The organism is Streptomyces sp. NPDC052042, assembly GCF_044548345.1.
Classification (GTDB): Bacteria; Actinomycetota; Actinomycetes; order Streptomycetales; family Streptomycetaceae; genus Streptomyces.
Genome location: NZ_JBIUBU010000022.1, coordinates 26,857 through 50,614, shown reverse-complemented (window position 1 = coordinate 50,614; position 23,758 = coordinate 26,857). Strand labels below are relative to the sequence as shown.

General features: G+C 70.6%; 19 protein-coding genes and 1 pseudogene. 14 read left to right on the top strand and 6 right to left on the bottom strand.

Going from position 1 to position 23,758, the window contains the following annotated elements:
* The first annotated feature begins 188 nt into the window (after nucleotides 1-188).
* The 3 genes from ACIHCL_RS28670 (at nucleotide 189) to ACIHCL_RS28660 (ending at nucleotide 3,140) form a co-directional block, all read left to right on the top strand.
* Nucleotides 189-1,187 carry an Acg family FMN-binding oxidoreductase gene (locus ACIHCL_RS28670; RefSeq protein ID WP_399866304.1) on the top strand — a complete coding sequence of 333 codons (999 nt, stop codon included), beginning with the start codon at nucleotides 189-191 and terminating at the stop codon, nucleotides 1,185-1,187.
* Nucleotides 1,188-1,477: 290 nt separating this feature from the next.
* A complete protein-coding gene (locus tag ACIHCL_RS28665; RefSeq protein ID WP_399866302.1) occupies nucleotides 1,478-2,410 on the top strand; it encodes a universal stress protein in 933 nt (310 codons plus the stop codon).
* A 484-nt stretch (nucleotides 2,411-2,894) separates the two neighbouring features.
* Nucleotides 2,895-3,140, top strand: coding sequence for a hypothetical protein (locus tag ACIHCL_RS28660; RefSeq protein ID WP_399866300.1), 246 nt, complete (start codon nucleotides 2,895-2,897; stop codon nucleotides 3,138-3,140).
* Between the two features lie 236 nt (nucleotides 3,141-3,376).
* On the opposite strand, the gene ACIHCL_RS28655 is transcribed toward ACIHCL_RS28660, so the two are convergent.
* Nucleotides 3,377-3,949, bottom strand: a complete 573-nt coding sequence (locus ACIHCL_RS28655; protein ID WP_399866298.1) for a TIGR03086 family metal-binding protein — start codon at nucleotides 3,947-3,949, stop codon at nucleotides 3,377-3,379.
* A 90-nt stretch (nucleotides 3,950-4,039) separates the two neighbouring features.
* On the opposite strand from ACIHCL_RS28655, the gene ACIHCL_RS28650 reads away from it, so the two are divergent.
* Both ACIHCL_RS28650 and ACIHCL_RS28645 read left to right on the top strand, forming a co-directional pair.
* Entirely contained in the window at nucleotides 4,040-4,852 is an 813-nt protein-coding gene (locus tag ACIHCL_RS28650; RefSeq protein WP_399866296.1) for a DUF6597 domain-containing transcriptional factor, read from the top strand.
* Nucleotides 4,853-5,018: 166 nt separating this feature from the next.
* Nucleotides 5,019-5,747: pseudogene (locus tag ACIHCL_RS28645) on the top strand (Mut7-C RNAse domain-containing protein); the annotation flags it as partial.
* Between the two features lie 293 nt (nucleotides 5,748-6,040).
* On the opposite strand, the gene ACIHCL_RS28640 reads toward ACIHCL_RS28645, so the two are convergent.
* A complete protein-coding gene (locus tag ACIHCL_RS28640; protein WP_399866295.1) occupies nucleotides 6,041-6,613 on the bottom strand; it encodes a TetR family transcriptional regulator in 573 nt (190 codons plus the stop codon).
* Nucleotides 6,614-6,752: 139 nt separating this feature from the next.
* Between ACIHCL_RS28640 and ACIHCL_RS28635 the strand changes: the two genes are divergently transcribed.
* A complete protein-coding gene (locus tag ACIHCL_RS28635) occupies nucleotides 6,753-8,210 on the top strand; it encodes an FAD-dependent monooxygenase (protein ID WP_399866293.1) in 1,458 nt (485 codons plus the stop codon).
* A 126-nt stretch (nucleotides 8,211-8,336) separates the two neighbouring features.
* Here the strand turns inward: ACIHCL_RS28635 and ACIHCL_RS28630 are convergent, their stop codons facing one another.
* On the bottom strand, nucleotides 8,337-8,909 hold the full coding sequence (locus tag ACIHCL_RS28630; protein ID WP_399866292.1) for a hypothetical protein: 573 nt from the start codon (nucleotides 8,907-8,909) through the stop codon (nucleotides 8,337-8,339).
* Nucleotides 8,910-9,089: 180 nt separating this feature from the next.
* Between ACIHCL_RS28630 and ACIHCL_RS28625 the strand changes: the two genes are divergently transcribed.
* Nucleotides 9,090-9,848: an SDR family NAD(P)-dependent oxidoreductase gene (locus ACIHCL_RS28625; protein ID WP_399866291.1), complete on the top strand. Its 759-nt coding sequence runs from the start codon at nucleotides 9,090-9,092 to the stop codon at nucleotides 9,846-9,848.
* A gap of 191 nt (nucleotides 9,849-10,039) precedes the next feature.
* Here ACIHCL_RS28625 and ACIHCL_RS28620 read toward each other — a convergent pair whose 3' ends face one another.
* Nucleotides 10,040-11,233 carry an RtcB family protein gene (locus ACIHCL_RS28620; RefSeq protein ID WP_399866290.1) on the bottom strand — a complete coding sequence of 398 codons (1,194 nt, stop codon included), beginning with the start codon at nucleotides 11,231-11,233 and terminating at the stop codon, nucleotides 10,040-10,042.
* A 171-nt stretch (nucleotides 11,234-11,404) separates the two neighbouring features.
* On the opposite strand from ACIHCL_RS28620, the gene ACIHCL_RS28615 reads away from it, so the two are divergent.
* The 3 genes from ACIHCL_RS28615 to ACIHCL_RS28605 all read left to right on the top strand — a co-directional run bounded on the left by ACIHCL_RS28615 (nucleotide 11,405) and on the right by ACIHCL_RS28605 (nucleotide 15,414).
* Nucleotides 11,405-12,229: a DUF3558 domain-containing protein gene (locus tag ACIHCL_RS28615; RefSeq protein WP_399866289.1), complete on the top strand. Its 825-nt coding sequence runs from the start codon at nucleotides 11,405-11,407 to the stop codon at nucleotides 12,227-12,229.
* Between the two features lie 212 nt (nucleotides 12,230-12,441).
* On the top strand, nucleotides 12,442-13,293 hold the full coding sequence (locus ACIHCL_RS28610; protein WP_399866287.1) for a DUF3558 family protein: 852 nt from the start codon (nucleotides 12,442-12,444) through the stop codon (nucleotides 13,291-13,293).
* A gap of 354 nt (nucleotides 13,294-13,647) precedes the next feature.
* A complete protein-coding gene (locus tag ACIHCL_RS28605) occupies nucleotides 13,648-15,414 on the top strand; it encodes a DUF2637 domain-containing protein (protein WP_399866285.1) in 1,767 nt (588 codons plus the stop codon).
* 213 nt (nucleotides 15,415-15,627) lie between these two features.
* On the opposite strand, the gene lysS is transcribed toward ACIHCL_RS28605, so the two are convergent.
* Entirely contained in the window at nucleotides 15,628-17,403 is a 1,776-nt protein-coding gene (gene lysS, locus ACIHCL_RS28600; RefSeq protein ID WP_399866283.1) for a lysine--tRNA ligase, read from the bottom strand.
* A 604-nt stretch (nucleotides 17,404-18,007) separates the two neighbouring features.
* Here lysS and argS point away from each other — a divergent pair.
* Nucleotides 18,008-19,774 (top strand): arginine--tRNA ligase, encoded by a 1,767-nt coding sequence (gene argS, locus ACIHCL_RS28595; RefSeq protein ID WP_399866281.1) that lies wholly within the window; start codon nucleotides 18,008-18,010, stop codon nucleotides 19,772-19,774.
* 69 nt (nucleotides 19,775-19,843) lie between these two features.
* Here argS and ACIHCL_RS28590 read toward each other — a convergent pair whose 3' ends face one another.
* A complete protein-coding gene (locus ACIHCL_RS28590; protein ID WP_399866279.1) occupies nucleotides 19,844-21,514 on the bottom strand; it encodes a helix-turn-helix domain-containing protein in 1,671 nt (556 codons plus the stop codon).
* Between the two features lie 338 nt (nucleotides 21,515-21,852).
* On the opposite strand from ACIHCL_RS28590, the gene ACIHCL_RS28585 reads away from it, so the two are divergent.
* From ACIHCL_RS28585 to ACIHCL_RS28575, 3 genes are all read left to right on the top strand, one after another.
* Nucleotides 21,853-22,611 carry a DUF4232 domain-containing protein gene (locus tag ACIHCL_RS28585; RefSeq protein WP_399866278.1) on the top strand — a complete coding sequence of 253 codons (759 nt, stop codon included), beginning with the start codon at nucleotides 21,853-21,855 and terminating at the stop codon, nucleotides 22,609-22,611.
* Nucleotides 22,612-23,006: 395 nt separating this feature from the next.
* Nucleotides 23,007-23,489, top strand: coding sequence for a hypothetical protein (locus ACIHCL_RS28580; protein WP_399866276.1), 483 nt, complete (start codon nucleotides 23,007-23,009; stop codon nucleotides 23,487-23,489).
* A 1-nt stretch (nucleotide 23,490) separates the two neighbouring features.
* Nucleotides 23,491-23,691 (top strand): hypothetical protein, encoded by a 201-nt coding sequence (locus ACIHCL_RS28575; RefSeq protein WP_399866274.1) that lies wholly within the window; start codon nucleotides 23,491-23,493, stop codon nucleotides 23,689-23,691.
* Nucleotides 23,692-23,758: the final 67 nt, after the last annotated feature.

The following is a 23,758-nucleotide window of genomic DNA, read 5'->3' as shown; positions in this document are numbered from 1 at the left end:
GACCGACCCGGCCGACCGGCCGACCAGACCAGCCAGCCCCTCCAGGACTGCTAGCCCCTCCGGACCAGCCAGGACCGCCAGCCCCTCCAGGACCGACCGAACCGCTCAACCGACCAAATCCCCCGACCAGCCGAACCCAGGAACGGCCGAGCCCCTCGACCGACCGTTCCGGATACCCGGGAGTCACGATGCCCAGGTCACTCGACGACGCGACGCTGACCGGCCTCGTCGCCGATGCCACTGCCGCCCCGTCCATGCACAACGCCCAGCCCTGGCAGTTCCGCTATACGCGTGCGGGGCATACGCTCACCCTCCTCGCGGACCTCGACCGCGCACTGCCGGAAGAGGATCCCGCGACCCGCGCGCTGCACGTGGGCTGCGGTGCGGCCCTGCTCAACCTTCGGGTGTCCGCCGCCCACCGCGGCCTGGACACCGTCACCGCGCTGCTGCCCGAGCCGTCGGCACCCGCCGTCCTGGCCTCCGTCCGGCTCGGCGTCCGAGCGGACGCCCGGCCGGCCCCCGAGGACGAGGCACTCGCCGCGCTGTACCCCGCGATCCGGGAGCGGCACACCAGCCGCTACCCGTTCGACGACCAACTGATCCCGGAGGACGTCCGCGCGCTCCTCACCGAGGCGGCCCGCGTCGAGGGCGCGGACTTCTCCTTCCTGGCCTCGTCGCATCTGGAGACCGTGCTGGGGCTGATCCGGGACGCGGAGGGGTACGACCGCGGGGATCGGGAACGGGAGGCGGAGCAGCACCACTGGACCCGGGACACGAAGACCGAGGCGCCCGTCGACGGCATCCCGGACTACGCGTTCGGTCCGCGCGATGCCTCCGAGCGGGCGACCACCCGCGACTTCGTGGGGACCGGCGTCCTGCCCGGCCGACCGCGCGTCGCGTTCGAGGAACGGCCCCAACTGGCTCTGCTGAGCACATCGAGCGACCACTCCGTCGACTGGCTGCACGCCGGTCAGGCGCTGGAACGGGTACTGCTCCTGGCCACGCTCCACGGCGTGTCCACGTCGTTCTCGACCCAGCCCGTCGAGTGGCCGGACCTGCGGTGGCTGTTGCGCGACCCGGTCTTCGGCTCGGGGCACGCGCAGATGATCGTCCGCCTGGGGTACGGACCGACGGGGCCGCGTACACCGCGGCGCCCGACGGCCCAGGTGCTGACGATCGAGCCGTAGCACAGGGCGCGCGAGCACACCGGCGGACCGCGCCCGCACGGCGGCCGGGCACGCACGGCAGCCGGGGGCATCGGCGGGCCAGGGAAGCACGCCGGACCGGACAAGTCGGCAGACCTGCCCCACTCCACCCCACCGACCGGGAACAGCAAGGGGCGGGAACGGCAGGGGCGGGAACGCCGACGGCCCGAGCGTGCCACCCGGCGCCCGGAAGAGAAGCGGCGCCCGGAAGAGAAGCGGCGCGCGGACAGAGAGACGGCGTGCGGAAGAGGAACGACGAAGGACGGATGGCCGTGGAAGCGATACGACGTCCCGTGGTCGTCGGAGTTGACGGGTCGGAGGGCAGCCTCCGCGCCCTCGACTGGGCGGTGGCGGAAGCGATGCGCTCGGGGCTGCCCCTGCGCGTGGTCCACGCCTCGCTGTGGGAGCACTACGAAGGCACGCATCCCGCCTCCGACGCCGAGCGTCCTGCCGAGGAGGTCCTGGCCGAGCATCTCGTCGCCCAGGCACGGGAGCGCGCGCGGCGGCTCGGACCGAAGGTGGAAGTGGCGGTCGATGTGCGGCCCGAGGACCCGGTGGACGCGCTCATCGGGGAGAGCCACGGGGCCGCCACGGTGGTCCTCGGCTCCCGAGGCCGGGGCCGGATCGCCGGGATGCTCCTGGGGTCCGTCAGCCTCACGCTCGCGAACCGGTCCCACTGCCCGGTCGTAGTGGTCCCGGCGCGGGCGCCCAGCACACCGCCGTGGCCCGGTCGGGTCGTCGTCGGGATCAGCGATGCCGAGAAACCGGCGTCGGCGGCCTTCTTCGCGCTCGCCCATGCGGCGGCGCGGCACGGTGAGCTGGTCGCCGTACGGGCCTGGCGCTGCCCCGCCCACGAGGCCAGGAGCCATCCGCTGCTCGTCGGCTCCCCCGCCGCCGCCCATCACCGGCAGGCCGAGGAACACCTGGAGGCCGTGCTCGCGGCACTGGACCCAAGCGCTTCCTCCTCCGGCGTCGTCATCCAGCGGTCGGTCGTGCGGGGGCCGGTGCACCAGAAACTGCTGGAGGCCGCCGTCGGAGCGGAACTCCTCGTCGTCGGCGCGAGCCGGAGCGGCGGACGGCACGGACACCACGTACCGCACGGACACCACCTCGGCCCCGTGAACCACGCGATGCTGCATTACGCGCCCTGCCCGGTCGCGGTCGTCCCGGACACCTACCGCGCCGACGTCCCGACCGCACCGTGATCACGCCCGGCGGCGGCCGATCAGGCGGTTCGTTCCCCACTCGCTCCATATTTCGTTGTTCCGTTTCTCCGCTCGCTCCCTATGGGGGCCGGCTCGTCGTCGCGGCCACGGGCAGGTCGTTACGGCGCACCCCCGAACCCACGCATACGCGCACCCTCGAACCCACGCCGCACGCATACGCGCGCCCACGCCGCGGAACGCGTGAACGGTCCAGCGCGGACACACGCGAACGGGCCCGGCGCGAGAGCGTGCGCACCGGCCGGACACGAGCACATGCGCGAACAAGCCCGTCACCGCCGTCGGCGTGAGCGGCTGTCAGTGCGCCGTCGTACGGTTCCTCTCGGACCGATGCACAGCGATGCGAACGGGGAGGGGCCCATGCACGAGGGGGAGGGACGGCCCGTGGCCGAGATCACCGCGCGACTTGTCACCACGCTGACCGCGCCGCTGGGCCGCGGCCGGCACCGAAGCCGATGCGGACGAGGTGCTCTGGGACTACGGATGCGGCTTCCTCGACGAGGAGACCGTCATCGCGGGGACGACGGAGCAGGACGAGGAGTACGGCCAGCCACGCCACTGGCTGGTGAGCACGGACGCGGCGGGGCCGCCGCAGGTGAGCGCGCGGATCGCCTATCCCTTCCCGATATCCGGCGGCGTCAAGGCCTTCGGCGATGGCACCTGGTACACGGTGTCGACAACCGGTGACGCCCTGCACGTGTGGAGTCGGTAGTGCCGCGGCTGGATGGAGGGCGCCGCTGGGCCGTGCCCAGGTGGCACGTGCGTCACGCACATCACGCGTGACACGCGGCGAGGCGGGCCGACCGTCCGAACACGCGATAGCGGCGGCCCCGTCCCCGATTCACTCCGACACGCACGTCACGTGTGTCCTACACGCCCTGCACGTCCTAAACGTCCTGCACGTCACATGCGTCACGTGCATCCTGCGCGTCACACACATCACGCGCATCACGCACGGGGCGGACGCCAGCCCGGGTCGCGGCCGGTCAGCGCCAGTACGCGCTCGAACGGACCAGCCCCCTCCGGTACCGGGTACGCCTCGCCGAACACCTTCGCCTCCCGGGCCATCGGCGCCATCGCGGCCAGCGCGGGGCCGATCTCGTTCAACACGGACTCGTCCGGGACGAACTCCTGACCGGTGGCCCGGGCCAGGTCCCAGGCGTGCACGGTCAGATCGCCCAGCACCATGTTCCCGACGGTTCTGGCCGGGAGCCCCATGGCCCCCGTCGTTCCGTCCTCGGCGCCGGGCGCGTCCCAGGCCACCACCAGTTTCGCCGTCTCCTCACGAAAGCGGGCCCGCCAGTCGTCCGTCACGAACTTTGGCGTCTCACCGAAGTCGGCCTCTCCCTTGGCCGCCAGGATCTGGAAGTTGACGACGACCTGGAAGAGGTGGTTGATCAGGTCCCGCACGTCGTACTCCGCACACGGCGTGGTGTCCCCCAGGCCGGCGTCGCTGATCCCGTCCACCACGAGAACGGCCCGGTCGGCAGCCGCTTCGAGCAACTCGCTGATCTTCTTCATGCGTCGAGCCTGCACGCCACCGCGGCCCGACGCTTGAAAAAACGCGACACCGCCCGGATCCCCGCCCTCCGCGCCCGTAGGATCGTCGGCATGGCAGGTCCTCGACGCGATACCAAGGGCATCGTCGACGCCGCCGAACTCTTCGCGCAGGTGCGTTTCCGGCGCCGCGAGCCCGCTCCCGTCCTGCGCCCGTACCTGGAGCACTACTGGCTCATCGACTGGGACCTGGAGCAGCCCTACACCTCCCATCTGGTGCCGCACCCGTCCGTGAACCTGGTCTTCCAGCGGTACGAGGCGCCTTTGGCGCACGGCACCGGGTACGCCGAGGTCTCGGGCATCGGCCTGGAGCTCTTCGTCCAGAAACTGGAGGGACGGGGCCGGGTCTGCGGCGTGCAGTTCCGGCCCGGGGGGTTCCGCCCGTTCGCCCCGGGGCGGCCGGTCTCCGACTGGACGGGGCGGCGTCTTCCCGTCGGCGAGGTGTTCACCCCGTCCGCTCCGCCGTCGGCCGTCCTGGACCCGGCCGACGAGGACGCCCGGGTCGCGGCGCTCGACGCGTACCTGCTGGCGCTGGGCCCGGAACCGGACCCGCAGGCCGACCGCGCGATGGCCCTGGTCGACCTGGTGCGCGCGGACCGCACGGTGCGCCGGGTCGACGCGCTCGCCCGTGCCGGGGGGCTGTCGCCCCGCTCGCTGCAACGGCTCTTCGCCCTGTACGTCGGCGTCGGCCCCAAGTGGGTCATCCTCCGCTACCGCATCCACGAGGCACTGGAACGCGCCGAATCAGGCCCGGACGTGGACTGGGCGGCGCTCGCGGCGGAGCTCGGATACAGCGATCAGGCCCACCTGATCAGGGATTTCACGGCCACGGTCGGCGTCTCCCCCACGGCCTTCGCCCAGCACTGACCGCTGAACGGCCTCCGCCCCATGCTCGCCCGACCCGAAGACGGCCTTCAGCCGGCACGGCTGAGACGGCCTTCCCCCGGCGCCACCCGCCCGAGCTCGCTCACGCGTCGGGTCCCGGCACGGAATCCCCTGGCTGGTGTGGCGTGTCCGGTGACATCCTTACGAGGTGAACGGACCCGAGATCCAATTCGAAGTCGCTCCCGAGCTGCGCCCTTTCGTCTCCCATGATCGCCGCCGGGGACGCTCGACCGTGGCCACCGACGGCTCCTCCACCCTCGGTCATGTCGTGGAGTCGCTCGGGATCCCGCTCACGGAGGCCGGGCAACTTCTGGTCGACGGCCGTCCCGTGTCCGTATCGCACATCCCCGGCGCGGGCGAAACGGTCCAGGTACGTGCCGTGGAACGCCCGCAGCGCGTTCCCGGGGCGCCCCTGCGGTTCCTGCTCGACGTCCACCTCGGCACGCTCGCCCGGCGGCTGAGGCTGCTGGGCGTCGACGCGGCGTACGAGAGCGAGGACATCGGCGACGCCGCGCTGGCCGCCCAGTCGGCGGACGAACGCCGGGTGCTGCTCTCCCGGGACCGCGGACTTCTGCACCGGCGGGAGATCTGGGCCGGGGCGTACGTCTACAGCGACCGGCCGGAGGACCAACTGCGCGACGTGCTGGAGCGCTTCGCCCCGCGTCTGGCGCCCTGGACCCGCTGCACGGCCTGCAACGGCCCGCTGAAGCCGGCCGACAAGGAATCCGTCAGCGACCTGCTGGAACACGGCACCCGACGCTCATACGACGTCTTCGCGCAGTGCACGGAGTGCGACCGCGTCTACTGGCGGGGCGCCCACCACTCCCACCTGGACACGATCGTCGCGAAGGCACTTCGCGATTTCGCACCCGCCGCCGTCCCGGACGACGCCCCGGGGCCCGACGGGGAGAACGGCAGCGGGAACGCCCCGGGCGACATCCCGCAGGACGGCGCCGACAGCGCACCCTCGGACCCGGCCGAGAGCTCCGGGGCCTCCAAGACCACTGGGGCCACCGGGGCCACCGGCTGACGGTCCGCCCCAGCACACGCGCCCGGCCCTCGCCCCTTTCCGTTCGCCCCTCGCTCCTCGCCCTTCGCCCCCCTCGCTCCTCGCCCCCTCGCTCCTCGCCCCCTCGCTCCTCGCCCCCTCGCTCCTCGCTCCGGGCCGCGCTATGGCCCCTCCGCGGTCAGATACCGCTGAATGGTGGGTGCGAGCCAGGCGACCACCTCCTCGCGCGACATCGCTACGGCGGGCTCGATGCGCAGGACGTAACGCGCGAGGGCCATGCCCAGGATCTGCGAGGCCACGAGAGCCGCCCGGCGCCGGGCGTCGGCCGGGTCGGGGCACACGCCGACGGCTATCCGGCCCAACTGCTCGGCGAAGACCTCTTTCATCCGCTCGGCCCCCGCCTCATGGGTGACCCCCACCCTGAGCAGGGCGGTGAGCACGTCGTCACCCTCCCACCGGTCCAGGAAATGCGCGACGACTACGGCGCCGATGTGCTTGCCCGGCAGTGCCCCCAGGTCCGGCACGTGCAGATCGATCTCGAAAGCGGCCGCGAGCAGCCCCTCCTTGTTCCCGTAATAGCGCATGACCATCGACGGGTCGATGTTCGCGTCCCGGGCGATGGCCCGGATGGTGGCGCGCTCATAGCCATCGGCGGCGAATCTCTCGCGCGCGGCTTCGAGGATTGCGGCCTTGGTGGCGTCCGAACGGCGCGGGGCAGCGGGCTTCGTCTTCACACCAACAACTGTAGGCCAACAAGCGTTGACACTCCAGACCCGACAGGACTACCGTTGCCAACGAGCGTTGACCAACATGCGTTGACCAATGCGCGTTGGCATCAAGGCGACAGCTGACGACCGGGCCCAGGAGGCAGTCATGACCAGCACCCCGAGCACCGCACCCGAAACCGTCGACGCACTCGTCGTGGGCGCCGGCCCCACCGGCCTGCTGCTCGCGGGCGACCTGGCCTCCCAAGGGCTCTCGGTCACGCTCGTGGAGCGCCGCCCGCGCGGGATCAGCAATATGACGCGCGCGTTCGCCGTGCACGCCCGCACGCTCGAACTGCTCGACTCCCGCGGACTGGCCGACGAACTCGTCGGATCCGGCACCCCCCTCTCCGCCATACGCTTCTTCGGCAGGCTCTCGCTCGATCTCTCCGGGATGCGCACCCGCTTCCCGTTCGTGCTGATCACCCCTCAGTACGAGATGGAGCGCCTACTGGAGCGCCGCGCCCGTGCCGCGGGCGTCCGCTTCCGCCACGAGACGCGGCTGACCTCGCTCCACCAGGACACCGCATCCGACACGGTCACCGCCGAACTGCGCGAGGCCGACGGTGGCACGAGCACGGTCGAAGCCCGCTACCTCGTCGGCACCGACGGGGTGCGCAGCCAGGTCCGTGAAGCGCTCGGCCTCCCCTTCCCCGGCACCTCCGTGATCCGGTCGCTCGTCCTCGCGGACGTCCGGCTCGCCGAGGAACCGCCCGGCGTTCTGACGGTCGACGGGGACGGGGACGCCTTCTCCTTCATCGCCCCCTTCGGCGACGGCTGGTACCGCGTGATGGGCTGGGACCGCGGGCATCAGCCCGCCGACAGCGCCCCTGTGGACCTCGACGAACTGCGCGGGGTCACCCGCCGTGCCCTCGGCACCGACTTCGGCATGCATGACGCACGCTGGATCTCCCGCTTCCACAGCGAGGAGCGCCAGGTGCCCGCCTACCGCACGGGGCGAGTCTTTCTCGCCGGGGACGCCGCCCATGTCCACTCACCCGCGGGCGGGCAAGGCATGAACACGGGCCTTCAGGACGCCGCCAACCTCTCCTGGAAGCTCGCGGCGGTCCTGCACGGGCGCACGAACTCCCCCGAGGCGCTCCTCGACAGCTATCACGGGGAACGCCACCCGGTCGGCACACAAGTCCTTCGCTCCAGTGGAGCACTCATCCGCCTCGCCATGGCGAAATCGCCGCTCCAGCGAACGGCCCGCGCAGCCGCCACCACGGTGCTGTCCACGTTCCGGACCGCCTCGGACAAAGCCATCGGCATGGTCTCCGGACTCTCGATCTCCTACGCACCCCCGAACGGAGCCCACCCCCTGACCGCGAAGCGAGCACCGGACCTGGGCCTGCGCGAGGGCCGCCTCCACCAGTTGCTCCGCGACGGCACCTTCGTCCTCGTGACGCCCGTCGGCACCCCACCCCCGGCATCGCCCACGCCGCTCGTACACGCCCACTGGGAGGGCGACCGCACCACCGCCCTGCTCATCCGGCCGGACGGCTACATCGCCTGGGCGGCCGACCACCCCGACGCGGCGGGCCTGCAAACCGCGCTCGCCCGATGAACCCGCCCACCCCTGCGGCACACGCCCCGCCCCGCCTCCAGCCCCCACCACCGGCACCTGCCCCGATACCTCCCCCGACACCGCCCTCGGCCCCACCACCGGCACCGGCCCTGTACCTACAAAGCGTCAGAACACATACTCGTCCCCGGTGGCCGGAGCCAGTACCTCGTGCTCGTTGTTCTCCGGGTTCCGGTCAGTGGCCCCTCCGTTCCACAGGGTGTCGATACGCACGACAACCTCATCCGGCCGCCCCGCCAGCTGCAGCCCGAGAGCCAGTTGCCGCGCTTCACGTGCATCCGCGCGCAGGGCGCCCGTCCGGCACAGCACGGTCCGGTGGTCGGCCTGAAGGCAGCCCTGGGACAGTTCCTGATGCCCAAAGAGCGGTACCGATGTGCGCACCCGCACGGTCACACCGTCCAGGTTCGAGGGGCCGTGGTTCCGGCTCTGCACCCAGACCCCGAGCCCCGTCCCCCACAACGAGACATGTCCGTGGTGCGATACGTCGGCCTCGGGCGCGATACCACCGATCACCGACGCGTTCGCCACATCCGCCACCACATCCGCATCCGCCATCGGCCCGGCCGTGGACCCGGCCGCGGCGGCACGGCCCGTCGCCAGTACGACGACCACGGCCAGAGCCACGGCCACGGTCACACCGACGCCGGACACCACGGGCGCGGCTCTACGTGTCATTGCCATGCACCGAAGATACCTATGAGCCGGAATCATCCATATTTACCCACTAGTTCGGCGTGCCTTCTTCTCCGCCTTCTCGCCGGGTACAGGCACCGCCCCCGCACAACCACTGCCGGGCACGGGCACCGCCCTCGCACCCGCCTATCCTGACCCGGTACCGATCAGCCGCCCGAGGAGACCGTCATGGCCGCCACCCCGATCGCCGTCGTCACCGGAGCGAGCAGCGGCATCGGTGCCGCGACCGCCCGACAGCTGGCCGCCGCCGGCTACCGCGTGGTGCTGACCGCCCGCCGCAAGGACCGCATCGAGGCGCTCGCCGCCGAGATCAACGCGGCCGGCCACCAGGCGACGGCCTACGCGCTGGACGTCACCGACCGCGCCGCCGTGGACGAGTTCGCGACCGCGTTCCGCCGCCTCGCCGTTCTGGTCAACAACGCGGGCGGCGCACTCGGCGCCGACCCCGTTGCCACCGGCGACCCCGCCGACTGGCGCCGGATGTACGAGACGAACGTCATCGGCACGCTCAACGTCACCCAAGCCCTGCTGCCCGCCCTCACCGAGAGCGGCGACGGCACGATCGTGATCCTCTCCTCCACCGCGGGTCACGCCACCTACGAGGGCGGCGGCGGTTACGTGGCCGCCAAGCACGGAGAGCACGTCCTGGCCGAGACCCTCCGCCTGGAGATCGTCGGCACCCCGGTCCGCGTCATCGAGGTGGCCCCCGGCATGGTCAAGACGGAGGAGTTCGCCACCACCCGCTTCCGCGGCGACGCCGAGAAGGCGGCCAAGGTGTACAAGGGCGTCGAGGCCCCGCTCACCGCCGACGACGTGGCCGACACCATCACCTGGGCCGTCACCCGCCCCAGCCACGTCAACATCGACCTCTTGGTGGTCCGCCCCCGCGCCCAGGCGTCCAACACCAAGGTCCACCGCACCGCCTGACTCAAACAAGCCCCTGAGCCGCTCAGCCCCTCAGCCCCGGACAAGCCCCTGAGTCCCGACGAGGCCCCGAGCCCGCCAAGCTCACCCCCACAGCCACGCCCATGCCCAAGCCCACGCCCACGCCCACGCCCCACAGCAGAAACCCACCGCTCCCCCGTGGCGGTGGGTGACATGACATGCGTTCCGGGCGCTCAGCCCTTGACGCACACCACCTGCTTGAGCTTGGCAACGACCTGCACCAGGTCCCGCTGCTGCTCGATGACCTGCTCGATCGGCTTGTACGCCGCCGGGATCTCGTCCACGACGCCGGAGTCCTTGCGGCACTCCACACCTCGGGTCTGGTCCTCCAGGTCGCGCGTCGAGAAGCGCCGCTTCGCGGCGCCCCGGCTCATCTTGCGGCCGGCGCCGTGCGAGGCCGAGTTGAAGGACTTCTCGTTCCCGAGGCCCTTCACGATGTACGAACCCGTCCCCATGGAGCCCGGGATGATCCCGAAGTCGCCGGAGCCCGCGCGGATCGCGCCCTTCCTGGTGACCAGCAGGTCCATACCGTCGTACCGCTCCTCCGCCACGTAGTTGTGGTGGCAGGAGATGACCGGCTCAAACGTGACCTTGGCCTTCTTGAATTCCTTGCGGACCACGTTCTGAAAGAGCGCCATCATGACTGCGCGATTGTGCTTCGCGTACTCCTGCGCCCAGAACAAGTCGTTCCGGTAGGCCGCCATCTGCGGGGTGTCGGCGATGAACACCGCGAGGTCACGGTCGATCAGGTCCTGGTTGTGCGGCAGCTTCTGCGCCTGCCCGATGTGGAAGTCGGCCAGTTCCTTGCCGATGTTCCGCGAACCGGAATGCAGCATAAGCCAGACCGACCCCGACTCATCAAGGCAGAACTCGATGAAGTGGTTGCCCGAACCGAGCGTTCCCATCTGCTTCATGGCACGTTCCCGACGAAACCGGACCTCTTCGGCCACTCCGTCGAACCGTGCCCAGAAGTCGTCCCAGCCCGGCGCGCGGAAGCCGTACAGCCCGTCCGGTTCGACGGCTTCGTCGTGCATCGCGCGCCCCACCGGAATGGCCTGCTCGATCTTCGAGCGCAGCCGGGACAGGTCGCCGGGCAGGTCATTGGCCGTCAGAGACGTCTTCACAGCAGACATTCCACAGCCGATGTCCACGCCCACCGCCGCCGGACAGACCGCGTCCTTCATCGCGATCACCGAACCGACCGTCGCCCCCTTGCCGAAATGGACGTCCGGCATGACGGCGAGCCCCTTGATCCAGGGCAGGGTGGCTACATTGCGCAGCTGCCGCATCGCCGCGTCCTCGATCGACGCCGGATCGGTCCACATGCGTATCGGGACCTCGGCGCCCGGCACCTCTACATACGACATAAGTTCCTCTAATCCCCCGAAAAGCCTGAAAGAGCAAAACCGGCGCCAAGGTCGGCAAATGAGTCGGCCGACCGGCGTTCACAGCGGCGTGTGCGATACACATTGTCTCCAGCGGCCGCCATCGGGCGGCAACCGCTTTTCGCGTGAAGGGAGCCCAGGACCGTGCGGCGAATGGCGTACGTACCCGGCACCGCACTGCTGGCGGCGCTTGTCGTCGGCTGCAGCGCCGGCACCGGAACCGGCGGCTCGGCCGCCGACGGCAAGCCCGGCGAGGCGACCGCCACCACGGCGGCCCCCGGCAAGTACCGCACGCTTCTGGACGCTTGCCGCGCCGTCTCCCCGTCCTCGCTGAAGGACCTGCTCCCGGGCGCGGCCGAACTTCCCGAGGACCAGCAGGAGAAGGCGTACAAGGGCACGGCGGCCGTCACGTACGACACCGACCGCCGGGTCGGCTGCCGCTGGAAGGCCGAGGCCCCCGGCACCTCGCACATCCTCTCCGTCGACTTCGAACGCGTCGTGTCCTACGACCCCTCGGTGAGCGACGACGACCGCGCCCGCGAGGTGTATGCGAAGAAGGCGACCGCCGTCGGTCTCTCCGTGCCGTCCGCCACACCCGACAGTACGGAAGAGCAGACTCCGCCCCCGTCGGGCACCGTCCCGCACGCCGCGTCCGACCCGTCCCCCACCGACCACGACAAGGGCAAGGACAAGGACAAGGGCGAGAAAGAGCCCGATGAGAACAAAGGCGACGAGGGCCTGCTGCCGCGCACCCTCGACGGCCTCGGGGACAGCGCGTTCCTGGACGACCGGCTCGTCCGCGCCAGTTCCACCGCCCAGAACCGCACGGTGAGCGTGGTGTTTCGCACATCGAACGTCGTCGTGACCGTCGAGTACGCCGAGCAGCCGACCGTCCCCACCGCGATCCCGGACAGCAAGGAACTGCAGGAAAGAGCACGGTCGCTGGCCCGGAAGCTGGTCGAGAAGTTCGGCGAGTAGCCGCGTCCTCCGTGCCCCGGACCGGCGCCGACTGCGCTGCGCACACCCCCGTCCGGGGCAACGCCCGAGCCCCGTCCGTCGTACGGTGGCCCTCCGGAACATCCGCCGGGCACCCGCCCGGCACCCGCCGACCGACCGTGCCCGGCCACCCGGCAGGCCATGCCGAACCCCGGCAACCCGCCCCGCCGGCCGAGCCACCGAGTGAAGGAACCATGCACCGTTCAGCCCCGCGACTCACCCGCATACTCGCCTGCGCCGCCGTTCCGGTGATGCTCGTCGTCGCCGGCTGCTCGTCCGACGGCGACACGAAGGACTCGGGCTCGGCCTCCTCCTCGCCCGAGGCGACCAAGACGGAACCGAGCGTCGAACCGGCAAAGTTCGCCCAGCTTCCCGACCCGTGCAAGTCGATCGGTCAGAAGACGATCTCCTCCCTGGTTCCCGAAGCGAAGCCCAAGGGCGGCACATCGGCCAAGTCCAGCGACACCTCGCACCGCGCCGGCTGCTCCTGGAACGGCCTCGACGACAAGGGCCTGAAGGGTTCCCAGTACCACTGGCTCGACGTCGGCTTCACCCGCTTCGACTCGGACCAGACCCTGGGCAGCGGCGCCGAGCGCGCCCAGCAGGAGTTCGCAAAGCAGGTCACCAAGGCCAAGGCGGCCGAGGGCGCGAAGAAGGTCGCCGAGGCGCCCGTCACCGGCATCGGCGAGCAGGCGTCCAAGATTACGTACGACCTCACCAAGACGGGCGAGGACTTCAAGTACGCGACGGTCGTCGCCCGTACGGGGAACGTCGTCGTCACCCTCACCTACAACGGTGCCGGTTACGCGGGCGCAAAGGCGCCGTCCGCCGACGACATCCTCAAGGGCGCCGAGAAGGCCGCCAAGGAGGCCGTGGCCGCGGTCGCCGCCGGGGACGCGAACCAGGACGCGCCGAGCAAGACCGCCAAGGCGGATGCATCAGGCAAGCCGGACGCTTCGGACAAGGCCGACGGGAAGACGGAGTCCAAGGAGTCCGGGAAGTCGCTCGCGCCCAGCGAGGAGCCCTCGGACAAGAAGGCGAACTAAGGGCTGCCCCGTAATCCCCGGCGGGCGCGCGGCGCCGGTCATGGCACCGGGGGTCGGCCCGACAGCACCGGAGTACGGACAGACGGTTGCGGGCGGCAGCCCATGACCGCCACCCGCAACCGCTCGCCCCGCCCTGGAATCGGCCGGGAATCGATGGAACCGGTCAGGAATCGACCGGGATCGTCCGGGTCCCCGTGAACAGCCTTGCCCCAGGACCGACTCCGGTCCCGGTGCCGACTCAGCCCGGCGCCGGCCCGGCTCCTGACCGGACTCTCCGCGACGCCCGCCCCGCACCCTCTCGCACACATGTGCCAGGCTGTCGCTCTCAACAAACGAGTAGGGAGGGGAACGCGGGTGGCTGCGATGCAGCTGACACGTACCCACCGGGTACTCATCGGGCTCGTGATCGCCGGTGCGGTACTCATCGCCGGAATCGGTTTCGCCGGTTCGTACGCGGCGGTGCGCGAGCTGGCCGTACAGAAGGGCTTCGGCGACTTCTCGCTGGTCTTCCCGATCGGCATCGACGCGGGCATCTGTGTGCTGCTCGCCCTGGACCTGCTGCTGACCTGGATGCGCATCCCGTTCCCGCTGCTGCGTCAGACGGCCTGGCTACTGACCGCCGCGACGATCGCCTTCAACGGCGCCGCCGCCTGGCCCGACCCGCTCGGGGTCGGCATGCATGCGGTCATCCCGGTGCTGTTCGTGGTCGCCGTCGAGGCCGCCCGGCACGCCGTGGGCCGGATCGCCGACATCACAGCGGACAAACACATGGAGGGCGTGCGCCTCACCCGCTGGCTGCTCTCCCCGGTGCCGACGTTCCGGCTGTGGCGACGGATGAAGCTCTGGGAGCTCCGCTCCTACGAACAGGTCATCAAGCTCGAACAGGACCGGCTGATCTACCAGGCACGGCTCCAGGCCCGGTTCGGCCGCAGCTGGCGACGCAAGGCGCCCGTCGAGTCCCTGATGCCGCTGCGCCTGGCGAAGTACGGCGTTCCGCTGGCCGAGACCGCCGGGGCCGGACTCGCCGCTGCGGGCATCGAACCGGTGCTCCTGCCCCCGGCACCCGCCCTGCCCGCGGCCGGGCCCGACGAGTACCCGCCCGAGCTGCCGTACGCCGGACCGCAGACACAGACGCAGACGCGGGGGCAGGAGCAGGAGCAGGGTCGGGCACACCCACAGGCGCTCGCCCCACAACAGCACCAAGAACAGCACCAGGAGCAGCAGGGGCACCAGCAGCAACAGCCGTACGAGCAACCGGCCGGGCAACAGGGGCATCAGCAACACGAGCAGCCACAGCACGCCCGCACCGGCGAGGGCCAGACGGCGGGGGCCAAGGAACGGCCGCAGGACGGCCCGGGCTCGCACGAGAGCCCATGGTTCGCCTCGCCCCCGGCATCGAACGACGCGCACCGGAGCACGTACGACCCGACGCAGGCCGAGGGCCCGGAACCCGCACCGGTCAGGGTCCCGCTGGGCCCCGGCGGCCGGACCCGTCCGCTGGGCAATGTGGGGACGATCGGCGCCGTCCCCGAACCGCGCGCCGTGGATTCCCAGCCAGCGCCTCGGCCGGAGCCTGAGCCCCAGCCCGCGCCTCAGCCCACTCCGGCATCCGCACCCGTGCCCGCACAGGAGCAGGGGCAGCCCCCAGCACAGGCGCAGGCACAGGTTCAGACACCCGCACAGGCACAGGTTCAGACACCCGCACAGGTTCAGGTTCAGACACCGGCACAGACGACCGCCCCCGAGCCGGCGACCGCCCCCGAGCCCACGCCCGCGGTCGAACCCACGCCCGCACTCCAACCTGAACCCGAACCCGGACCCCACCCCGGCCCCGGCCCCGGCCCCGGCCCCGAAGAGGCGGGACCATGGCAGGAGACCGACCAGTCCGAGTGGGCCGAGTCCGGAGTCGCGTCCGAGGTCGAGTTCGGGACCATCGCGTACCAGGTGTTCGCCGAGTACACCCTCACGCACCAGGCCCACCCGAGCGCCGAGGTCCTCGACATACACCTCTCGGACGTGCACAACGTCCACCACCCCCGCAGCACGGCCCTGCTCCGCCGCATGCTGCCGGGGTTCAAGCAGCGCTTCGACAACGAGATGGCGGAGAACCACATCGCCTGAGCCATGTGGCCCACGCAGCCCACGCAGCCCACATGGCCAACGTGCCCCGCGTGACCAACCGGGCCAACCGGGCCAACCGGGCCAACGCAACCCGCACGACCGGCATGCCCCGCGCGACCCGTACGACCGACGCAAATCGCCGGGTGGCCGATTCCTCGGCCACCCGGCGATCCACGTTTCAGCGGCGATCCGCCTTGATCAGCGACGGAGTCCTCACGCCCCCAACAGCCTGCGCACCCGGTCCGCGCCCACGGCCAGCAGCAGCGTCGGCAGCCGCGGTCCGGTGTCCCGGCTGACCAGCAGCCGGTACAGCAGCGCGAAGAACGACCGCTGCGCGACCTTCAGCTCGGGCGTCGGCTTGGCGTCCGGCTCCAGACCGGCCAGCACCTTCGGCACGCCGTAGACGAGCGTGGTGAGACCGTCCAGCGACCAGTGCGAGTCCAGCCCCTCCAGCAGGAGCCGCAGCGACTCCCGACCCTGGTCGTCCAGGGAACCGAGCAGCTCCTTGTCCGGCTCGTCGCGGACGATGGTGCGGGCCTCGGCCGGGACCTGGGTGGTGATCCAGTTCTCGGCCCGGTCAAGACGGGGCCGGACCTCGTCCAGCGAGGTCAGCGGGTTCTCCGGGTCCAGCTCGCTGAGGATCCGCAGCGTCTGCTCGTCGTGCCCGGCCGTGATGTCGACGACCGACGCGAGCGTGCGGTACGGCAGCGGGCGCGGCGTGCGCGGCAGCTCACCGGCGGCCGTGCCGACGGCCCGGCTGTACGCGGCGGCGTCGGCCGGCAGCACCGACTCGTCGGCCACCTTGCGCTTCAGCGAGTCCCACTCGTCGTAGAGCCGCTGGATCTCCTGGTCAAAAGCGATCTTGAAGGATTGGTTCGGCTTGCGGCGCGCGTACAGCCAGCGCAGCAGCGGCGCCTCCATGATCTTCAGCGCGTCGGCCGGGGTCGGCACGCCGCCCTTGCTGGACGACATCTTCGCCATGCCGGAAATGCCGACGAAGGCGTACATCGGGCCGATCGGCTGCACCCCGCCGAAGACCTCGCGGACGATCTGGCCGCCGACGACGAACGAGGAGCCCGGCGAGGAGTGGTCCACGCCGCTCGGCTCGAAGACCACGCCCTCGTAGGCCCAGCGCATCGGCCAGTCGACCTTCCAGACCAGCTTGCCGCGGTTGAACTCGTTCAGCCGGACGGTCTCGGCGAAGCCGCAGGACGTGCAGGTGTAGTTCAGCTCCGTGCTGTCGTCGTCGTACGACGTGACGGTCGTGAGGTCCTTCTCGCAGTTGCCGCAGTAGGGCTTGTACGGGAAGTAGCCGGCCGAGCCGCCGCTGCCGTCGTCCTCGCTGGCCGCTCCGGAGCCTTCCTCGGCCGCGGCCTCCGCCTCGTCGACCTTCTTCTGCTGCTGCGGCTTCTTGCCGCCCTTGGCGCCCTTGGCCGCCGCGTCCGCCGGGTCCTTCTTCGTCCGGTAGCGGTCGAGCACGGCATCGATCTCGGCGCGGTGCTTCATGGCGTGCAGGATCTGCTCGCGGTACGCACCCGAGGTGTACTTCTCGGTCTGGCTGATGCCGTCGAACTCGACGCCCAGCTCACCCAGCGCCTCGTTCATGGCGGCCTTGAAGTGCTCGGCCCAGTTCGGGTACGCGGATCCGGCCGGAGCGGGCACCGAGGTCAGCGGCTTGCCGATGTGCTCGGCCCAGGACGCGTCGACGCCGGGGACGCCGTTCGGGACCTTGCGGTAGCGGTCGTAGTCGTCCCAAGAGATCAGGTGCCGCACGGTGTAGCCGCGGCGGCGGATCTCGTCGGCGACCAGGTGCGGGGTCATGACCTCGCGGAGATTGCCCAGGTGGATCGGGCCCGACGGGGAGAGACCGGACGCGACGACGACCGGTTTGCCAGGCGCACGACGCTCCGATTCGGCGATGACATCGTCCGCGAAACGGGAGACCCAGTCGGTCTCGGTGCCGCTCTGACTCTGAGCCACGGTCTGCACGTCCTTCTCTCTTGTGGGACTCGTAGGGAAAGAAAACCCTCTGTGGAATCTATCGATCTGTGGAATCTATGGGACTTGTCGGAGACCTGTAGGGGCTTGCCGAGGTCTGTTCCGGCCTGCCGGAACCGTCGGAGCCGACCTACCGGAACCGACCCGTCGGAACCTGTCGGAACCGAAAGGCCCGGGCGGACCGGTATGGGACCCATTCATTCTCCCAGGTCCCCCCTGCAGCGCGAAAACGGCTTTGTCGCACGGCGTACCCTCCGCCGGAAAGCGCGGCCCCGCCCCGCCGTGGGCACACGCTCGAAAACAGCCCCGCCCCGCCGTGGGCACACGCTCGAAGACACCCCCCCCCTGCCATGGGAGCGCACTCGAAGACAACCCCGCCCTACCGCTGGAAACCGTTCGGACGCAGCCCGCCCTACCGCTGGAAGCTCTTCGGACGCGTCGCACCCCTCCGCCGGAAGGCGCCCGGCGGCCCGCCCCGCCGCTGGAAGGCGCTCGGAAAACGGGTTTACCCACCGTGGAATACTGGTGTGATACTTCGCAGCCATCGTGCCGCGTCACTGTGCCCCTGTACCTCTAAGGAAACGGCAGCCAGCCCATGGCCTCGGTCAATTCCCTCGCTTCCACGCTCCAGCAGCAGCTCGCGGACGCCCTGACGGCAGCACTGCCGGACGCCGGCACCGCGGACCCGCTGCTGCGACGAAGCGACCGGGCCGACTTCCAGGCCAACGGCATCCTCGCCCTGGCCAAGAAGCTCAAGGGCAACCCGCGCGAGCTGGCCGCCCAGGTCACGGCCGCGGTCCCGGCCGATGGCCCGATCAAGGAGATCGAGGTCTCCGGCCCTGGCTTCCTCAACATCACACTCAGCGACCGGGCGATCATCGAGACCCTCGCCGCGCGCGACGCCGACGACGAGGGCCGCCTCGGCGTCCCGTACAACAGCGCCGCGGGCACCACGGTCATCGACTACGCCCAGCCGAACGTGGCCAAGGAGATGCACGTCGGCCACCTCCGCTCCGCGGTGATCGGTGACGCGATGGCGCAGATCCTGGAGTTCACGGGCGAGACCGTGATCCGGCGTCACCACATCGGTGACTGGGGCACCCAGTTCGGCATGCTCATCCAGTACCTCATCGAGCACCCGGGCGAGCTGAGCCACGAGGGCGGTGAGGGCGACGGCGAGGCCGCCATGTCCTCCCTGAACCGCCTCTACAAGGCGTCGCGGGCGCTCTTCGACTCCGACGAGGAGTTCAAAGCCCGCTCCCGGGACCGGGTCGTCGCGCTCCAGGCCGGTGACGAGGAGACCCTCGCCATGTGGCAGCGCTTCGTCGACGAGTCGAAGATCTACTTCTACTCGGTCTTCAACAAGCTGGACATGGAGATCCGCGACGCCGACATCGTCGGTGAGTCCGGCTACAACGACATGCTGACGGAGACCTGCCGCCTGCTGGAGGAGTCGGGCGTCGCCGTCCGCTCCGAGGGCGCGCTCTGTGTGTTCTTCGACGATGTCAAGGGCCCGGACGGCAACCCGGTGCCGCTGATCGTGCAGAAGTCGAACGGTGGTTTCGGCTACGCCGCGACGGACCTCTCCGCGATCCGCGACCGGGTCCAGAACCTCAAGGCGTCCAGCCTCCTGTACGTGGTGGACGCGCGGCAGGCCCTGCACTTCAAGATGGTCTTCGAGACGGCCCGCCGCGCCGGCTGGCTGAACGAGGACGTCAACGCCGTCCAGCTCGCCTTCGGCACGGTGCTGGGCAAGGACGGCAAGCCGTTCAAGACCCGTGAGGGCGAGACGGTCCGGCTGGCGGACCTGCTGGACGAGGCGATCGACCGCGCGTCCGTCGTCGTGCGCGAGAAGGCCCAGGACCTCACCGAGGAGGAGATCGCGGAGCGTGCCGCGCAGGTCGGCATCGGCGCGGTGAAGTACGCGGACCTGTCCACGTCGGCCGCCCGCGACTACAAGTTCGACCTGGACCAGATGGTCTCGCTGAACGGCGACACCAGCGTATACATCCAGTACGCGCACGCCCGTTCCCGCTCCATCAAGCGCAAGGCGGGCGAGCTGAAGCCGCAGCCGCACCCGGAGCTGGAGCTGGCCCCGGCCGAACGGGCGCTGGGCCTGCACCTGGACCAGTTCGGCGAGGTCGTGGCCGAGGTCGCCGCCGCGTACGAGCCGCACCGCCTGGCCGCGTACCTCTACCAGCTCTCGTCATTGTTCACGGCGTTCTACGACCAGTGCCCGGTGCTGCGGACGGACGTCCCGCAGGACGTGGCCGAGAACCGTCTCTTCCTCTCGGACCTCACCGCCCGCACCCTGCACCAGGGCATGGAGCTGCTCGGCATCAGGACCCCCGAGCGCCTCTGAGCGCCCCGAGGGCCGTTGCACGTGGCCGCTGCGCCGCCGGTTTCCGGTGGCGCAGCGGCCACGGCCGATTCAGTCGGCCGTCCAGCGAGCCTTGTCGTACCAGTAGGAGTACTGCGGCCGGGTCTTGATGGCACTGACGCGGAATGGCTTCCCGCCGTCGTCGATACGTAGCGTCCCGGACCGACCGCCGCTGCTCCACTCCAGTTCCAGGTACCAGCTCACCTCGTGCGCCTCGACATGGACCTTGAGGTCGAACACCTCCACGTCGGTGGACGACACCTTGAACGGGAAGTCCTTCGCCGGGATCACCGTGTCGCCCCGCTGCCCGGGCACGGGCCGCGTCCTCGGCCTGTCGTCGTCGAGGTCGATGTCGAAGGACTGCGGTGTGACGCCGCTTCCGCACCCCAGGCTCGTCGCGTACACCGACCAGGGCAGCGGCGCCTTCTTCGAGACCTGCCGTACGTGCAGCGCGTTCAGCACGACCGGCTGGCGCGACGTTCCCTGCACGGTCAGTTCGATCAGCTGGTGTGCGCCGTCCACCGCGCCGAGCGCCCGCGCCCAGCTTCGGCCGTCCATCGGCGTGGGGGGCGGCGGGACGTCCTCCGGCTCCTGATCCAGGACGTAGTACTCGTCGCAGGGCGCGTCCCAGTTGTACGAACTGATCGCGGCGGTCACCGGCACGCCGCCGACCGCCGGCGCCTCGTTTCCCCGCCCCGCCCCGGCTTCCGGACCGGAGGACGCCGTGGGCCCGGCGGACGAAGTGCGCGCGGACTCAGGCCCGCTGGGGTCGGCCGTGGGGGAAGGGGTGCCGGGTGACGCGGTCCCGCCGTGGGTCCTCCGCGCGGGCGATTCGGACGGGCCGGGTTCCAGCACGTCCGCCGAGGCGGGAATGTCGCTCAGGGCCACGTCGTCAGTGGCAGAGAGCTTGTTGACGACAACCGTGGTGGGCACGGTGAGCGCGACCACGGCCGCCACGGCGAGCAGGACTCGTGTACGCGGCGAGCTCCGGAACCACCGGAACCGGCCACTCCCCACTCCGGCGCCCGCCTCCGCGGCGGCTGCGGGCCCGGACACCGATACGGACACGTCCGAAGCCGACGCGTCAACGGGCGCGGACGCGGGAGTCGGCGTGGTGGCGGGCTCGACAGGCGCGGGAGTCGGCGTGGTGGCGGGCTCGACGGAAGCGGACCCGGGCGTGGCCACACCGCCACCGTCGCGCTCCCGCTCGCCCCCTCCGCGTACCCCGTCACCGCGACCACCACCGTCGCCATGACCACCAACATCACCGCGGCTACCACTGTCACCGCGACCACCACCATCACCGCGGTCACCACCGTCACCGTCGCCGTCCCGGACTTCGCGGCCGTCATCGGCCTCGGAAGCGGTTCCCGAACCGGCTGCCGGAACCGGGGCCGGGGTACGGGCAACGTCAGGAGCGGGCGCCGGGCCCGGGACAGGGGCCGGGCCCGGGGCAGGTGCCGGGGACGGACGCCGTCTCGCCGCGTCGGCCACGATCCACCGCCGGTGGAGCTCCACCAGTTCCTCCGGGCTCGCACCGCACAGCCGCCCCAGCCGCTCCACCGGGGCGTACTCGTTGGGCACCGCGTCGCCGTTGCAGTACCTGTGGAGCGTCGACGTGCTGACGTGCAGCCTCCCGGCGAGCACTCCGTAGCTGAGCCCCGAACGGTCCTTCAGTTTCTTCAGCAGAGCCGCGAACTCCACGGCCTCCGGCGTCGCCATTACGGCGTTCCCCCTCCTCGTCCGTCCCGGAACGACGTTCCAGGGACGTGGAATCTGCCCAGGTCAGAGTATGCGCAGGCATTCCAGCTTCCCCAATGGTCCGTTCGGCGTTGCGGCCGGATTCAGCCGTCCCGCAGTCTGGGACCACACCGCAGCGACCACACCACGGCAACCATCGGGACGACGCAGTGCGCACCCGTTTCCGCATCGAACCCATCGATGCCCTGGCCGTCGGCGTAGTGATCGTGACCACCTCGATCGTCCTGGTCCTGATCTTCCGTCACTGAACGGTCCGCCGAGCAGACATGACCTCACCACCACACACGGGGAGTACCACCATGCGCAGGAACCTCATCCGCACCACCGCCCTCGCCGCCACCGCCCTCCTGGCCACCCTGTCCCTGACCGCCTGCAACACCGAGGACCTGGCCGAGAATCCGACTCCCGCGGGCAGCAGCCGACCGACCGGGACCGTCAACCCGAACGACGGTGGCGAGACCGCCGGGAAGGGCAAGGACAACGCCAACGGGCAGGGCGCCGACTCCGAGAACGTGGCTTCCGGCTCCGCCGGCTCGTCCTCCAGCGGCTCGTCCTCCGGTTCGTCCTCCGGCAGTTCGTCCACCAAGGGCTCCGACTCCGGCGGCGGAAACAACTCCGGCAGCGGCAACGCCAACAGCTCCCCCGTCACCTGCACCGGCGACAACACCAGGGTCACCGTCAGCAAGGTGAGCCGTCCCATCAACCACCTGCTGCTCACCGCGACCAACACGGGCTCCCGCCCCTGCTTCGCGTACCACGCGCCCGCGCTGCGGTTCGACGACTCGCAGGCCGCGTTCCCGGTCCTCCGCGACAGCGTCCCGCAGGCCGTGGTCGCCCTTGAGCCGGGCCAGTCCGCGTACGCCGGCATCGGGCTGAGCGGTGAGGACGACGGGAGCAAGCTGCACAAGGGCAGCAGCCTCGCGGTGTACTTCGCCCCCAAGAGCAACTCGGGCTCCACAGGCTCCCCCGCCAACCTTAAGCTCCCCGCCGACACCTACTGGGGCGACAACGGCTTCGTCACCTACTGGCAGAGCGAGATGAGCCTGGCCCTCGACTGAGCACGCCCTCGCTTCCCGAGGACGCGTCCTCGATCCGAGCACGCGTCCTCCCCTCCCGTCAGCGCAAGCTCTCATCCACCGTGCACGCCCCGCGGGCCCGAGCCACCCACCCCCCTCGCCGTACATGGCCGGAATCCTGAATACCGACGATTTCGACCGTCAACTCACCATCTCCACAAGGTTCATAGACCGTACGATGCGAGAAACGGGACCGAGAAAGGGGGTCGGCGCGGATCGAGGCCCGAGGGGGATGGCTGTGCGCAGAGGAAGTGGCGACGGACCGGCGAAATCAGGTGTGCGGGCCGAAGCGCCCGTAAGAGCGGGAGCACACATACGAGCCGGAGCGCTCGTACGGACGGGAGCACGCGGACGGGCCGGACCACCGGGGAGCGACCGTGGTCACGGCCACCGCCGCCGTGGCCGTCTCGCTGCTTCTCCTCACCGGCTGCGGAAAGGCCACGGGATACCACGACGCCACAGGCGGGGAGTCCGGCACCCCGAGCCCCAGTCCGAGCGTGAACCCGTCCTACGGCACGCGGTACCTCGACTTCGACGCATGCGCCGCCCCCGAGGGCGACAAGCAGTTGGAGGATTACCGCGAGGTCCCGTGCGACACCCCCGAGGCCATCGCCAAGGTCATCTACCGGACGGACAGTGGCAGCGCCGTCCCCTTCTCCGCGACGTCCTGCGCCGCGCGCACCGACTTCGTGGTCGACGTACCGCTCAGCCTGGCCGCGCTGGAGCACACGCGACAGACCGTTTACGGGTACGCATGTGCGCAATCTGAAGCCGCCGCACCCCGGCGGCCCAGGCGAAGGCGGCGGCCCCAGGATCGAGATCGGCGACTGCGTGCACAGCACCCCGGAGAAGAAGGGTGACGTGGTCATGGAGGCTGCGTGCCGGACCAAGGGCCAGAAGTTCGGCGCGACGCACAAGATCTTCAAAATCGTCGAGAACAGGATTCTGGGCGGCCTCAGCGACCCGTGCGACGACAAGGCCGACGCGGTGTTCACCGAGAATTCGATGGCCCACGCCGGCAAGTTGGTGAACGACCGCGTTCTGTGCGGCAAGGAACTCTAGGGCCGGTGCGCGGCCTTCGGGGCCCCTGACGGGCCGTGTCCGTTCCCTCGTGCCGCACGGCCCGGTC